This is a genomic window from Hymenobacter rubidus (genome assembly GCF_016734815.1).
In the GTDB taxonomy this organism is placed as follows: Bacteria; Bacteroidota; Bacteroidia; order Cytophagales; family Hymenobacteraceae; genus Hymenobacter; species Hymenobacter rubidus.
Genome location: NZ_JAERQF010000017.1, coordinates 16399 through 30887, shown reverse-complemented (window position 1 = coordinate 30887; position 14489 = coordinate 16399). Strand labels below are relative to the sequence as shown.

Genomic DNA, 14489 nt, shown 5'->3' with positions numbered 1-14489 from the left:
CGCACTATGGCAACTCTGACGCACCACGAAAGCGCCACGGCTGAACAGCTCGTCGTTACGGATGGCGCCCGTAAAACTTTTATTGCCATCATCGTTGTCGGTGTGGTATTGCTTGTACTTGGCATTCTGGCTTCCGTAATGGGCTGGGGAGCCGAAGAACACGCTGAAGCCTCCGGCCACGCTGCAGCGGCACACAATGCAGCACACGAAGAAGGCGCAGTTTGGCTGAAACGGCTGATTATCAGCCTTTGGCACAGCAACCTGTTTTTCCTGGGTGTTTCAACAGTCGGGACGGTATTCATGGCTATCAACTATGTGGCGTATGCTGGCTGGTCGGTACTGGTGAAGCGCATCTCGGAAGCCCTCAGCGCCTGGGTAATTCCTGGTGGTGTAATCATGCTCGTTGTGTTCCTAATTGGTCGCCACGACATTTTCCACTGGACCCACGAGGGCATCATGGATAAGGGCAGCCCGAACTACGATGCCATCATTGCGGGCAAGAGTGGTTTCCTGAACCTGCCCTTCTACCTGATTCGCACCATCGTTTACTTGGCTATCTGGGCATTTTTCAGCTGGAAGCTGCGCCAGTTGTCGTTGCAGGAAGACCTGTACGGCGGTACCGTGTGGTTCCACCGCAGTATCAATGCTTCGGCCCTGTTCTTGGTATTGTATGCCGTAACGTCTTCGATGTCGGCTTGGGACTGGGTGATGTCGGTTGATACGCACTGGTTCAGCACCATGTTTGGCTGGTATGTTTTTGCTTCGTGGTGGGTATCCGGTATTGCTGCCATTGCCCTCACTGCTATTTTCCTAAAACAAGCTGGCTATCTGCGTGCTTTAAGCTCCAACCACCTGCACGATTTGGGCAAGCTGATGTTCGGTTTCAGCATTTTCTGGACATACGTTTGGTTTGCGCAGTTCATGCTGATTTGGTACGCCAACCTTCCTGAGGAAGCTGTTTACTTCAATCAGCGGTTGGGTGGATTCGAAGGCCGCTACACTGGTATCTTCTTCTTCAACATTGCCATCAACTTCGTCTTCCCCTTCCTCGGATTGATGACGCGTGACGCCAAGCGTCAGATGATTATCATGAAGATTGTTGCCATTGCCATTCTCTGCGGCCACTGGTCCGACTTCTATTTAATGCTGATGCCGGGCACTATGAAGGGCGAAAACGGGTTCCTGATTGAGATTGGCGTAGCGGCTATCTTCCTCGGTGCTTTCCTGATTCTGTTCACGCGCCGCTTGGCTTCGGCCTCGCTCGTTCCGGTTAACCATCCGTTCTTGGACGAAAGCATCCACCATACTACCTAAGGTTAGATTTTAGTATAAAGTATTAAGTAGCAAAACGGCCGGCTGGCTTTTCAACAGTACTTAATACTCACTACTCGGTACTTACTACTACAAACTCAATGACTGTTCTGACCATTTTACTGGTGTTGGTGTTGCTACTGGTCGTATTCGGCCTGTTGTTTCGCTTACAGATTCTCACTTCCATATTCTCGGGTACATTCACCCGTGACATAGGCATGAGCAACAGCGTGAATGCTGTTCTGATGCTCGTGTTTCTGATTGGTGGCGGTGCGTGGTTTGCCTATTCGTTCGTTGAGAACTTCGGCAAGATGAACCCGCCCATTGCTTCGGTGCACGGGCACCAGATGGAGCGCATGTTCTGGATTACCATGGCCGTAATTGGCGTGGCTTTCGCCATTACTCAAATTTTGCTTTTCGTTTACGCTTACAAGTACCAGCATAAAGAAGGGCGCCGGGCTTACTTCTTTGCTCACAACAATACAATTGAAGTCATCTGGACAATTATACCCGCCATCGTAATGGCGTCGCTGATTTTTGCTGGCTGGAAAGCTTGGACCCGTATTACTGGTCCGGCACCGAAAAATTCGGTGGTATTGGAAGTAATGGGCAAGCAGTTCAACTGGCTGGTGCGCTACCCCGGCCGCGACATGAAGCTCGGCGTGGTAAACTACCGCATGATTGATGCCGTGAACGAATTCGGCTTTGACCTAAGCGACAAATCTGCCTTGGACGATTTCACGACCAACGAAATCCACGTACCGAAAGGCGTGCCGGTATTGATTAAAATTCGTTCGCGCGACGTGTTGCACGCCGTCTATATGCCGCAATTCCGCGTGCAGATGTATGCAGTGCCAGGTATGCCGACCCGCTTCTGGTTTACGCCTACTACCACGACCGATGAGATGCGCGCCAAACTGGGCAACCCCAAGTTCAACTACGAACTGGCTTGTAACCAGCTCTGCGGTGGCAGCCACTTCGCTATGAAAGCGACCATTATTGTCGACGAGCCGGATGACTATCAGAATTGGTACGCAGCCCAGCAGTCGTTCTCGCAAAAGAATCCTGATGTGCTGGCTGCTTTCAAACAGAAAGCCAAAACAATGGTTGCTCCCGTGGCGGCTGCCACCGATGAAAAAAAGGCACCGGTTATGCCTCTGGCGGCTTCCAACTAAAACTACTAACGGTATCCTGCTATGTCAGACCTGACACCCAAACCCAATCTTTCAGCTGGCGTGCAAGCGCAGGGCGGCGTTGGTTCCGCACCGGTGCCCACTGCTGAGCACGGCGACCATCTGCTTCACGACGACCATGACCACGAGCATCACGACCAGCATTGGCTGTGGAAGTACGTGTTCAGCCAGGACCACAAAGTAATTGCAAAGCAATTCCTTATTACGGGCATGTTCTGGGCCATTCTCGGTGGCACGCTTTCGAGCTTGTTCCGCTTGCAGCTTGGCTGGCCCGAAAGCTCCTTGGAGTGGCTCAAGCCCTTCCTCGGCGGCTGGATTCAGGCTGGTAAGCTGAACCCCGAGTTTTACCTTGCCCTGGTGACGATGCACGGTACCATTATGGTATTCTTCGTGCTGACGGCCGGCTTGTCGGGTACATTCTCGAACTTCTTGATTCCGTTGCAGGTAGGTGCCCGCGACATGGCTTCGGGCTTCATGAATATGCTCTCGTACTGGTTTTTCTTCCTGTCGGGCATCATCATGTTTTCGTCGCTGTTCATCGAAACCGGTCCCGCTGCAGCCGGCTGGACAATTTATCCGCCGCTAAGTGCTCTGCCCCAGGCCATTCCCGGTTCCGGCACGGGTATGACCCTGTGGCTGGTGAGCATGGTGTTCTTCATCGTATCGCAGTTGTTGGGCGGTGTCAACTATGTGACGACGGTTATCAACCTGCGTACCCGCGGCATGAGCATGAGTAAGCTGCCGCTCACCATTTGGGCGTTCTTCCTCACGGCCATTCTCGGTATCCTGTCATTCCCAGTTCTGTTTTCGGCAGCGCTGCTGCTGGTTTTTGACCGTTCGTTTGGTACCTCTTTCTTCCTGTCGGATATCTACATTGCTGGTCAGGCACTGAGCAACCAAGGCGGTTCGCCGGTATTGTTCCAGCACTTGTTCTGGTTCCTGGGCCACCCCGAAGTGTACATCGTAATCATGCCGGCCATGGGCATGGTGTCGGAGGTGCTGGCTACCAATGCTCGTAAGCCCATTTTCGGCTACCGCGCCATGATTGGCTCGCTGATTGGCATTTCGCTGCTGTCATTCGTGGTTTGGGCCCACCACATGTTCGTGACGGGTATGAATCCTTTCCTGGGTTCCGTCTTCATGTTCCTGACGTTGATTATTGCGGTGCCTTCGGGTGTGAAGGTGTTCAACTGGCTGGCGACGTTGTGGCGCGGGAACATCCGCTTCACGGCTGCCATGTTGTTCGCCATTGGCTTCGTGTCCCTGTTTATTTCGGGCGGTCTGACGGGTATTATCCTCGGCAACGCTACGCTCGATATTCAGATGCACAACACCTACTTCGTGGTAGCTCACTTCCACTTGGTAATGGGTAGCTCGGCTTTCTTCGGCCTGTTTGCTGGTGTCTATCACTGGTTCCCGAAGATGTTCGGCCGCATGATGGATGAGAAGCTGGGCTACATTCACTTCTGGCTGACATTTGCAGGGGTGTACCTCGTATTCATGCCGATGCACTATGTAGGTATCGCCGGTTTCCCCCGTCGCTACTATGCTTGGACTGGCTTTGATGCTTTCTCGCAATTCGCCGACATGAACAAGTTCATCTCGATTGCGGCTATCATCGCCTTCTTGGGTCAGTTCATCTTCATCTTCAACTTCTTCTACAGCATCTTCCGTGGCCGTCGTGCTACCCAGAATCCCTGGAACTCGACAACACTGGAGTGGACTACTCCCATCATCCCTGGCCACGGCAACTGGCCCGGCGAGATTCCGGCTGTGTACCGCTGGCCCTACGACTACAGCAAACCCGGCTCGGATGTGGACTTCATCCCTCAAAACGTGCCGTATTCGCAAACGCAGTCGTCGAACCTGCCGTACGAACAAGAACTGGCTGACTAGTCGGCCAAGTTAGAAAAATCCCGAAGCGGGCCGCCTAACCGGCGGCCCGCTTTTATTTTTGCACGAATTCATGGATAGGTCGTTTTCAAATTCAGTCGCTCGTCGTTTTCGCTTCGTTAGCATCCTGACGGTAGTAGCTGTTTATCTACTGATACTCGTGGGCGGTGTAGTGCGGAGTACGGGAAGTGGCATGGGCTGCCCCGACTGGCCTAAGTGCTTTGGCCGATGGGTGCCCCCAACGGAAGCTAGCCAGTTACCTGCAAACTACAAGGAAGTATATACTGCCCAGCGCGTGGCCAAGAACCAAAAGCTGGCGCGCACACTACAACGCTTAGGCTTTGCGCAAGTGGCAGGCAGCATTTTTGCCCACCCCACTCAATACATTGAAACCGATTTCAACCCGGTGAAAACCTGGATTGAATACGTGAACCGTTTACTAGGCGCGCTGATTGGAATATTTGTATTCCTGACCGTGGTGTTTGCTTTGCCCTACTGGCGGCATGACCGGGTGGTTTTTTGGCTGGCGTTTGCCTCGTTCATTCTTACGGGTGTGCAAGGCTACCTTGGTTCATTGGTTGTATCGACCAACTTACTGCCGGTAATGGTGACTGTTCACATGGCGCTGGCACTGGTTATTGTGGCCTTGTTGCTTTACGCCATGGACCGCGCGGAGTGGGGGAGGGCAACCGGAGGTGTAGCAAATGAGAGAGCTACTGTAACTGAGATGCCTGCAGCAGTTCAAGCGCCGAAAGCCGCTGTGCTTCTGTGGCTATGGGGTGCTTTGCTGCTCACTTTTGGGCAAATAGTACTCGGCACTCAGGTGAGGGAGCAGGTGGATATCGTGTCGGCAGCAGCTGGTTATGCGGGGCGTGCTACATGGGTTTCCCAGTTGGGCGCCGTATTCAGCATCCACCGTACCATGTCGGCGGTGCTGTTGCTGGTCAATGTCTACGTTGGTTATGAGGTGTGGCAATTGGCGCAGGCCCGATTGCGCAAACTCGTGATGGCCATGGTGGCCATTATCGGTCTGGAAATAGTAGCTGGCATTGTGCTGGCATCTTTTGCCTTGCCAGCCGCCGTGCAGCCAGTGCATCTTACGCTGGCCACAGTGTTGTTCGGCATTCAGTTCCTGACATTGCTGGCTGTAGGTCGCGCCCGAAAAAGCCCGGAAACTATCGCGCCCACGGATGCTGTCCGTCGGGTTGTTGCGTAACTTTGCGGCCCCGTTTGGCTTGGGCTCTTGAAGCTTTGGCAAACGACGAAATTATTCCAGGTATTGATGGTGAAGGCCCGCGCCTATTTTCAGCTGCTCAAATTCCGGCTTTCGCTCACGGTGGCGTTTTCCAGCGCCATTGGGTACTTGCTGGGGGCGCATGAGTTTAGCTGGGGCCGGGCGCTATTGGTGTTGCTGGGCGGTCTGCTCGTAACCGGCTCCGCCAACATCATTAACCAAGTCCATGAGCGGGAACTCGATAAGCTGATGACCCGCACGGCCAAGCGGCCGCTGCCATTGGGCATCATTACGCCGGCAGAAGCGTTGGTATTTTGCGTATTTCTGGGCATCGCCGGGCTGGGCTTGCTGTGGTATTGCTTCAATCCGCTCACCGCAGGCTTGTCGTTGCTTTCGCTCATCCTATACGGGTTTATTTACACTCCCCTGAAAACCATCTCACCTATCTGCGTGGCAGTGGGTGCCATCCCGGGAGGACTGCCGCCGCTGATTGGCTGGGTGGCGGCTACCGGATACATTGGTGTTGAAGCGTGGGTGTTGTTTGGAATTCAGTTTATGTGGCAGTTTCCGCACTTCTGGGCCATTGCCTGGGTGGCCGATGACGATTACAAGCGGGCCGGCTTCAAGATGCTGCCCACGCCTGGCAACCGCGACATGCGCACGGCTTTCCAGATTATGACCTACACGCTGTTGCTTATTCCGCTCAGCCTGCTTCCGCTCGAATTCAATATTGCGGGCCGGGTATCGGCTTTGGTCGCGGTGGTGTGTGGGATATTGTTTTTGCTGCTCACGGTGCAGCTCATGCGCACGCAGTCGCGCAAGGCGGCCCTGCGCATCATGTTTGCCTCTTTTCTCTACTTGCCCATCGTACAAATTGCGCTGGTGCTGGACAAAATCTAGTTGCCAGTTGTTAGTTGTCTGTTGTCAGTCGCAACAGGCTTGCCTGAAAAATACTAACAACCAACAACTATCAACCAACAACTAGTATAGCCTATGAATCCTTCCGAAACGTTATCCGAAAAGGAAGTCGGCCTTGGCTGGCATCCCAAGCGCGTGTTGCTCGTTCTACTTATTTTCAGCATTGTGATGATGTTTGCTGCCTTTACCAGTGGCTACATTGTTCGGCGTGACGAAGGCAATTGGCGCGAGTTCGACCTGCCGGCTTCGCTACTCGTCAATTCTATTCTCATTGCACTGAGCAGTGCCAGTATGCAATGGGCTTATTTCTCAGCCCGTAAAGACGAAATCAGCCGCGTCAAGACCGGGCTGATTGTTACTCTGGTGCTGGGCTTGGCTTTCCTGGCCGGACAATACCACAGCTTCGGCGACCTGGTGGCCGGCAACACTTACTTTGGCGGAGCCGACGCCAATCCGTCTGGTTCATTCGTATACGTGCTCATGGGCGTGCACGCTTTTCACTTGGTGACGGGGCTTATTTTTCTGGCCGTGGTGCTGAAGCGGACGCTTAATTATCAGGTGCATTCGCGCGCCATGCTCTCCATTGGCAACGCTACCTTATACTGGCACTTCCTGGGCGGGCTTTGGCTGTACCTGTATTTGTTCTTACTTTTGAACCACTAACAACGACGTTACGCTGTCCGCTATGGCCCAATCGACCACTTTGCCGCACCCCGCGGCTTCCGCTACCCAAGATGCCCCGCGCACCGGCAACTGGGATGGCGGCAACGAACCCTTTAAGGCAAGCTACGGCAAGCTGATGATGTGGTTTTTCCTGCTGTCTGACGCATTCACCTTCGCCGCCTTCCTCACCACCTATGGCATGATTCGCCATAAGCACGAGGTATTCACGGGCGAGGCCAAGGATTTTGTCTTCAGCTCGCGGTGGTGGCCCATTCCTGACCACGTATTCAATGCCTTCCCCGGCATGGGCGAGGCCAACGTTCCCCTCGGTTTCGTGGCTTTGATGACCATGATTCTGATTCTGAGCTCGGTAACCATGGTATTGGCCGTAGAAGCCGGCCACCGCATGGACAAGGCCGATGTGCAAAAATGGCTGTTGTGGACCATCCTGTTCGGTGCAACTTTCCTGGGCAGCCAGGCATGGGAGTGGAGCCACTTCATCCACGGCCACACCGAAGGAACAGTAATGGCCGACGGCACGGTATTCCACGGCGCTAATCTGGCCATGAACCAATACGGTCCGGTACTTTTCGCCGACCTGTTTTTCTTCATCACGGGTTTCCACGGCACGCACGTATTCTCCGGGGTTTGCCTGCTCATCTGGTGTTTCATTGCCACTACCAACGGCACCTTCGAGAAGCGTGGCCACTACGAAATGATTGAGAAAATCGGCCTCTACTGGCACTTCGTTGACTTGGTGTGGGTGTTTGTGTTCACCTTCTTCTACCTCGTTTAAAAGAGTGTTGAATGCTGAATGTTGAGTGCTGAGTTATTGACTTGGCCAACATTCAACCCTTAACCCTCAACATTCAAAACTTAAAAAATGGCTTCTCACGCAACCACTGAACATACGCTGGCTCCCGGCGAAATTGCCAAGCCGAACACCGGCTGGATTTGGAAAACTTTTGGGGTGCTGGTTGGCATCACGGCCGTGGAATTCGTCTTCGTGTTCCTGATGCACCCAAGCACGCTTCGCAACAGCATCTTTATTGTACTGACAATTCTCAAAGCCTTCTTCATCGTGGGCGAGTTCATGCACTTGAAGCATGAAACCAAAGGGCTGATTTGGACCATTCTGGTGCCAGTGGCACTGCTGGTGTGGCTGCTGGTGGCCCTGATTACCGAAGGCTCGTTCATCGGCGAAGTCCTGCAAAACATGTTCAAATAGCGGATGCGGCCCCGCCAAACCTTGTTGTTGGGGCTGCTGCTATTGGTGCCGGTACTGGCCTTTTTGTTTCTGTACCGCTTCGGTTCCAACCGTTACGCGCTGCCCACTTACCTGCCCGACCACGTGGATTCCACGCGCGTTGACGGGGAGTGGCGGCGCGATACTATTTTTCACCAAATTGCGCCCTTCAGCATGTGGACTTCAACGGGCCGCATGGTGAGCAGCGAGGAACTGGGGAAAGGGCTTTATATCGCACAGTTTTATGGCGACGATGCAGCCAGTACTGCCGTAGCCCGTGCCCTGCTGCGCGTGCAGGAGAAATTCCGCAAGGAGCCCCGCGTGCACTTGGTGACTTTTGTGCTGGACGGCGGCAAACGGGAAGATGCCCTGCTTACCAGTCTAGCCGAACGGTACGGGACCATTGCCGGCAAGTGGTTTTTTCTTACCGGTGCCTCGGATACGCTCAGCCGGCTCACGCACGAGGAGTTCCGCCTGACTTCGGACCCCAAGCGCCTACCGGGAGCAGTGTATACCACCAACATCCCCGCCGGCCGGCTGTTACTAATTGACAATCAGCGCCGCGTGCGCGGTATATACGATGGTACCGACGGGCGCGAAATAGACCGATTACTCACGGAAATCACCGTGCAGCTCTACGATTATGAACACCCCCACTGAACAATTGCACCCGCCAGTACTGGCTCCTGGCGACTATACACGCTACAAACTCATCCTTGGCACGCTGGGAACGGTGGTGCCGTTGCTGGTGGCCGTGCTGTTTTATTACAAGGGCATTTTCAAAATTCCGGGGGCCGGCCCGTATTTGCACGCGCTACCGGCCGTTAATGCTGTGTTGAACTCGCTGACTGCGGTTGCGCTGGTGGTGGGTTTTTACTTCATCCGGCAAAAGAATGTGCTGGCGCACCGTGCGGCCATGGGCATTGCCTTCGGGTTGGGAGGGCTTTTTCTGCTGTCGTATGTAGCGTATCATTCGCAGGTAGATAGCACCAAGTTTGGCGGAATAGGCGCAATACGAGCAGTTTACTTCTTCCTGTTGCTGACCCACATTACCCTGGCAATTGTGACGGTGGGCTTGGTGCTGTTTACGCTGTATTTTGCCCTTACCGGGCAATACACCAAGCACAAGGCCATTGCGCGCTGGACGTTTCCGGTCTGGCTGTATGTTTCGGTGACGGGCGTTGTCGTGTATTTCATGATTTCACCGTACTATACCTGATTGGGAAACTTTGCTTAATCCCTTGTGTTGCACCCAGTATGAAAAAGACCTTTTTTGCAACCGCTTTTGCCCTGCTCGTGGGCTTGATGCTGAGTGTGGTGCCGCTGCTGGCATCGGCGCAATGCACAATGTGTAAGTCGCAGGTGGAAGCGGCCCGGCAGGAGCGCGACGACCACGACGTAGCAGGCCTCAACAAAGGCATTGTGTATATGATGACCGTGCCCTATATCCTGATGGGGGCAGTTGGTTACTTCTGGTACCGGCGCACACATCCAAAAACGAAAGCTGCGAAAGCGTAATGGCGCCGCCCACCGCGGCTATTCCTTCCACGGCGCTGGCGCTGCTGGAATTGCGCTGTCCGCGTTGCCATACGGGCAATTTATTCACGCATTCGGCGCTGAGTACCAAGTTTATGGAAATGCCGGAAGCGTGCCCAATATGCCGTCAGACGTATGAGCCGGAGCCGGGGTTCTACTACGGCGCGATGTACATCAGTTCGGGATTCTCAACTGGAATTCTGCTGGCCATTGGGTTTCTGCTTTATTATTTGGCCCACGACCCCGCTCTGTGGGTGTATGTGGCCACGGTAGGAGCGGCCGTGCTGCTCATCACGCCCTTGTTGTTTCGCTATTCGCGTGCCGTAATGCTCTACGGTTTTGGCGGAGCCAGCTTCGACCCCCATTATTTATCGCGCTAATTACAAACAAGTTGGAAATATGGAGAATGCTGCCAACGGGCAGCATTTTTTATTAGGCGTGGATTTTGCGGGGCGTGCGCGGCCGGGCTTGGGAAGCTGTTTGGTGCTTTGGAACTCCAAGCTGTTTCGATTTGCTGAGGCGAACGGAACCCAAGCTACCAGGCGCCGAAGCCATTGTTTCAGGTAATTATTGGCTCTGAATCCTTTTTTCTTGCATCACACGCGCTACCCCATTTCGTCTGTAACTGATACGCCTGCGTGGCGGCGCTTGCCCTGGCTCTTGCTGCTGGGGGCCACCTTGTGCTTTGCCGGTGGCTACTTGGCTAGCCGCTATGCCCAGGCGCCAAGCGTAGTGCAACGTACCGATGTGGCCCGCCTGCAACAACTGGTGCGCGCCGCCGAGGCCACTGCCCGCCGCGAAGCCGACACGGTGGCCGCCGAACTGCCACGGGGCAACTACAGCTTCCAAAAGCTGCTGGCCCAGACGACTTATCCTACCTGCGTGTTGGAAAACGGTACCTTGCGCTACTGGTCCGATGCTACCCTGCGCCCAGAGTCGGAGGCGGCAGGCGCTGCTCCCGAACGACTCATTGAAACCTCGCTAGGCCAATTTCTGCAGTTGCGCCGCCTGGCGGGCCGGTACCTGATATTGGTGTATCTGCCGTTGAAACGGCACTACGGCATCAGCAACCGCTACCTGCGGGAGGGCGGGGAGCAGGCCTTATTTCGGGGGCTGGATTTGAAAGTGGTGGCCGATAGTGCTGCCCGTGGGCCCGCCCGCTTTGAGGCGGCAGACGGTCATTACTTGTTTTCGATTAAACGACTTCAACCTAACCCGCTCACTGGCCAGTACGTGCCGTTGGGACTGCTCAGCCTTGGCAGCCTGCTCTATGCGGCGGGGTGGCTTTTGTTGGCTTGGCATTGGTGGCGAGCGGGCAATACCAAGGCCGCCGTGGCCGCTCTGGTGTTGCCTTTAATGGTGCTGCGAGCGGTGCTGCTCTTCCTGGGGCTGCCGTATTCGTTTATTGAGCTGCCTGTTTTTGACCCGCGCGTGTACACTGCGACCTGGTGGGCCCCTTCCCTAGGCGACTTGTTGCTGGACGCGCTGCTGGCCTTGCTGGTGGCCGCGGGGGGCGGCGCGCTCTGGCAGCGAGCGGATGTACTAAAGCGCGTACGCGCACCGCGCACACCGGCCGGACAAGCGCTGGCCGCCATAGGCATCGGCTTGGCATTTTGTGGTTGGTTGGGGCTGCTGTTTGCGTACTATACCATTGCCTTTGGTAGCTCGCAGCTGAGTTTGGATATCACGCGCAACCTGCAGGTGACCGGAAGTTGGCTGCTGCTGGCGCTGGCGGTGCTGCTGCACACGACTGCGTGGCTGGTAGGGCTATTTGGCCTGACGCAACTGGCTGGAGCCTTGCTGCAACATGTGCCGCGCCGGGTGCTCCTGCTGGGGCCGGCCCTGGCGGCCCTGCCAACCCTGGGAATTGGATTGGCCCTGGGGCAGCCGTGGGTGCTGCTGGCAGCGGTATTGCTGCTATTTGCCGCGATGGTGCGGGCGGTGAATTTGCGCCCGGCGCCCACCACGGGCGGCTACCAGGCGTCGATGCTGCTGGTGTTGCTGCTGGCGCTTACCTCGGCCACGGGAGCGTTGGCGCTGTATGCGCATTTCGAAAAGCAACTGTTGGTTGATAAGCAACGGCTGGCGAGCAACCTGCTCATCGACAACGACCTACAAGGGGAGTTTTTGCTGGGTGAGCGAATGCGTGGTATTGCCGCCGACCCTTTTGTGCGGCGGTCGTTATCGGCCGCGTTCGGGCGGCCCGAAGCTGTGCGGGAGCGCATTGCCCGGCAATACCTCGGCGATTACTTCGACAAATACGAAAGCAACATCACGCTATATGATGCTTCGGGCGAGCCTTTGGGAGCCGTGCCCGGCACGCCCCGGCTGCAGCAGTCGCGCGAAGCCACCGAGTGGCAGGCCACACCCACCGACCAAGCCGGGGTGTACCTGATGCAGTCAGATAATCCGTTTGGCTCGCGGCGGTACGTGGCGCACATTGTGGTGCCCGGCCAGCGCGTGAATGGCCAGGGACTGCCTCTGGGGGCGGTGCGCGTGGAGCTTACGCTAAAAAAGCTGAAGTCCTACAGCGTATTGCCCGAGCTGCTGGTCGACCAGAAGTTCTTTCAACCGGGGCTGGCTACCGAGCTCAGCTATGCCGGTTACACCCACGGCCGACTGGTGTACACGGAAGGCGACTTCGACTACGCCAACCGCCTTCCCACGGCCCTGCTAAGCGAGCCGCGCCTCAAAACCACGGGCATCACGCGCCGGGGCTTTCACCACTTCGCCGTGGCCGGGTCGCAGGACCGCACGGTGGTGGTAACCACCGCCACCTACTCGGCGAGCGACTGGCTTGCCAATTTTTCGTTTCAGTTTCTGCTGGCGTCGTTTTTCTGGCTGCTGGTGGCCGGCGTAGCCTTGCTGCTGCGGGGGCGGGCAGTGCCGCGGCTCAACTTCAGCACCCGCATTCAACTGTTGCTGAACGTGGGGATTGTGGTGCCGTTGCTAGTGGTAAGCGTAGCCACGGCCAGCCAGCTCATTGCCTCGTACCAGCGCGATTTGTCGCGGACTTACGAGCGGCGCGGGCAACTGGCCCTGGAAAGCCTGCGCCGCCAGCGCCACCTGCTCTCGGACAGCACCGCGCGGCCCACCCTGGCGGCGCTGGCCAAAAACGTGGCCGCCCTCACCGAAACCGACCTGAACCTGTATGATGCTCACGGCGAGCTGCTGGCCAGTAGCCAGCCCCTCATTTTCGATGCCGGGCTGCTGGGGCCCTTGCTGAATCCGCAGGCCGTGGTGGCTTTGCGGGAGCACAACCGGCCGCGGGCCTTGCTCACGGAGCGAGCCGGTTCGCTGTCGTTCAACTCTTTGTATCTGCCGGTGCGGGCCGCCGCGGGCGAAGCGGTGGTTGCCGACCTGGCCGGCCATGCCATTGGCCACGCGGGCGGCCATGCCCACCGCGCTGTGCCAAACAAACCCGCGGGGCCAGTGCCACAACCCAGCGAAAACACTGCCGCCGATGACATGGCCATGCCGACCGGCCCCATTCTGGGCTACGTGGGTATCCCGTTTTTCGACTCGGAAAAGGAGCTGAACACTAAGCTCACCGAGCTGTTTACCACCATTTTGAACATATTCACCCTGATGTTTTTGCTCTTTCTGGGGTTGGCGTTTCTGGCGGCACGGCAGCTTACGGCGCCCCTGAAGCTAATCACCGAAAAGCTCACCCAAACCACCCTTACCGGCGAAAATGAGCTGCTGGACTACCGCAGTTCCGATGACGAAATCGGGCTGCTGGTGCGCGAGTACAACACCATGCTTACCAAGCTCGAAGCCAGCAAGCGCGAGCTGGCGGCGCAGGAAAAAGAAGCGGCCTGGCGCGAAATGGCCCGGCAGGTGGCGCACGAGATTAAGAATCCGCTTACGCCAATGAAACTGAGCCTGCAGTTTCTGCAAAAAGCCATTGCCGAGCGCCGGCCTAATGCCGAAGAGCTTATCAGCCGCATCAGCCAGACACTTATTACCCAAATTGACGTGCTGAGTGACATTGCCACCAGTTTCAGCACGTTCACCAACCTGCCCACCATGCGGCCCGAGCGGCTGGACGTGGCGGCAATACTGCGGCGCTGCGCGGCCCTGCACCAGCCCGATACCGACGACGGCGCGTTGGAATTGGATGTGCCGGCCGATGCCGAATCGGGCCGCTACGTGGTGTATGCCGATGAGAACCTGCTGGTGCGTACCTTCAACAACCTGCTGATAAACGCCCGCCAAGCCGTGCCCGAAGGGCGTGCGCCGCACATCAACGTGTCATTGGAAGCCCAGGGCGCGGGCAGTGTGCGGGTCGCCATCCGCGACAACGGGGCGGGCATTCCGGAGGAGGTGCGCGAGAAGGTTTTTGTGCCCAATTTCACCACCAAAGCCAGTGGCTCGGGCATCGGGCTGGCCGTGGCCAAGCGCGGCATTGAAAGTGCCGGCGGCAAAATCTGGTTCGAAACGGAAGTAGGCGAGGGGACGGACTTTTTTATAGAGCTGCCGCTGGCCGGGTGAC

The 14489-nt window shown here is 56.3% G+C and carries 13 protein-coding genes; all 13 read left to right on the top strand.

The features are described from left to right. The first annotated feature begins 6 nt into the window (after window positions 1–6). The 13 genes from JKL48_RS12905 to JKL48_RS12845 all read left to right on the top strand — a co-directional run bounded on the left by JKL48_RS12905 (window position 7) and on the right by JKL48_RS12845 (window position 14488). A complete protein-coding gene (locus JKL48_RS12905; protein WP_236668770.1) occupies window positions 7–1314 on the top strand; it encodes a quinol:cytochrome C oxidoreductase in 1308 nt (435 codons plus the stop codon). Window positions 1315–1412: 98 nt separating this feature from the next. Next, window positions 1413–2486 carry a cytochrome c oxidase subunit II gene (locus JKL48_RS12900; protein WP_201983047.1) on the top strand — a complete coding sequence of 358 codons (1074 nt, stop codon included), beginning with the start codon at window positions 1413–1415 and terminating at the stop codon, window positions 2484–2486. Between the two features lie 21 nt (window positions 2487–2507). Continuing rightward, window positions 2508–4400 (top strand): cytochrome c oxidase subunit I, encoded by a 1893-nt coding sequence (locus JKL48_RS12895; RefSeq protein ID WP_201983046.1) that lies wholly within the window; start codon window positions 2508–2510, stop codon window positions 4398–4400. 70 nt (window positions 4401–4470) lie between these two features. Continuing rightward, window positions 4471–5613 carry a COX15/CtaA family protein gene (locus tag JKL48_RS12890; RefSeq protein WP_201983150.1) on the top strand — a complete coding sequence of 381 codons (1143 nt, stop codon included), beginning with the start codon at window positions 4471–4473 and terminating at the stop codon, window positions 5611–5613. A 66-nt stretch (window positions 5614–5679) separates the two neighbouring features. Continuing rightward, window positions 5680–6531 carry a heme o synthase gene (cyoE, locus tag JKL48_RS12885; protein ID WP_201983045.1) on the top strand — a complete coding sequence of 284 codons (852 nt, stop codon included), beginning with the start codon at window positions 5680–5682 and terminating at the stop codon, window positions 6529–6531. A gap of 93 nt (window positions 6532–6624) precedes the next feature. Next, the gene (locus tag JKL48_RS12880) at window positions 6625–7212 is read left to right on the top strand and encodes a cytochrome c oxidase subunit 3 (protein ID WP_201983044.1); all 588 of its coding nucleotides are present in this window, start codon (window positions 6625–6627) and stop codon (window positions 7210–7212) included. 22 nt (window positions 7213–7234) lie between these two features. Continuing rightward, the gene (locus JKL48_RS12875; protein WP_201983042.1) at window positions 7235–8008 is read left to right on the top strand and encodes a cytochrome c oxidase subunit 3; all 774 of its coding nucleotides are present in this window, start codon (window positions 7235–7237) and stop codon (window positions 8006–8008) included. A gap of 87 nt (window positions 8009–8095) precedes the next feature. Further along, the gene (locus JKL48_RS12870; RefSeq protein WP_201983040.1) at window positions 8096–8440 is read left to right on the top strand and encodes a cytochrome C oxidase subunit IV family protein; all 345 of its coding nucleotides are present in this window, start codon (window positions 8096–8098) and stop codon (window positions 8438–8440) included. Window positions 8441–8443: 3 nt separating this feature from the next. After that, window positions 8444–9118, top strand: a complete 675-nt coding sequence (locus tag JKL48_RS12865) for a thioredoxin domain-containing protein (RefSeq protein WP_201983038.1) — start codon at window positions 8444–8446, stop codon at window positions 9116–9118. Then, window positions 9102–9677 (top strand): DUF420 domain-containing protein, encoded by a 576-nt coding sequence (locus JKL48_RS12860; protein ID WP_201983036.1) that lies wholly within the window; start codon window positions 9102–9104, stop codon window positions 9675–9677. Before JKL48_RS12865 ends, JKL48_RS12860 begins: the two co-directional genes overlap by 17 nt. A 38-nt stretch (window positions 9678–9715) precedes the next feature. Continuing rightward, a complete protein-coding gene (locus JKL48_RS12855) occupies window positions 9716–9976 on the top strand; it encodes a hypothetical protein (RefSeq protein ID WP_201983034.1) in 261 nt (86 codons plus the stop codon). Beyond that, window positions 9976–10374 (top strand): DUF983 domain-containing protein, encoded by a 399-nt coding sequence (locus JKL48_RS12850; RefSeq protein WP_236668769.1) that lies wholly within the window; start codon window positions 9976–9978, stop codon window positions 10372–10374. Before JKL48_RS12855 ends, JKL48_RS12850 begins: the two co-directional genes overlap by 1 nt. Window positions 10375–10642: 268 nt before the next feature. Next, window positions 10643–14488 carry a sensor histidine kinase gene (locus JKL48_RS12845; protein ID WP_236668768.1) on the top strand — a complete coding sequence of 1282 codons (3846 nt, stop codon included), beginning with the start codon at window positions 10643–10645 and terminating at the stop codon, window positions 14486–14488. The last annotated feature ends 1 nt before the right edge of the window (window position 14489 follow it).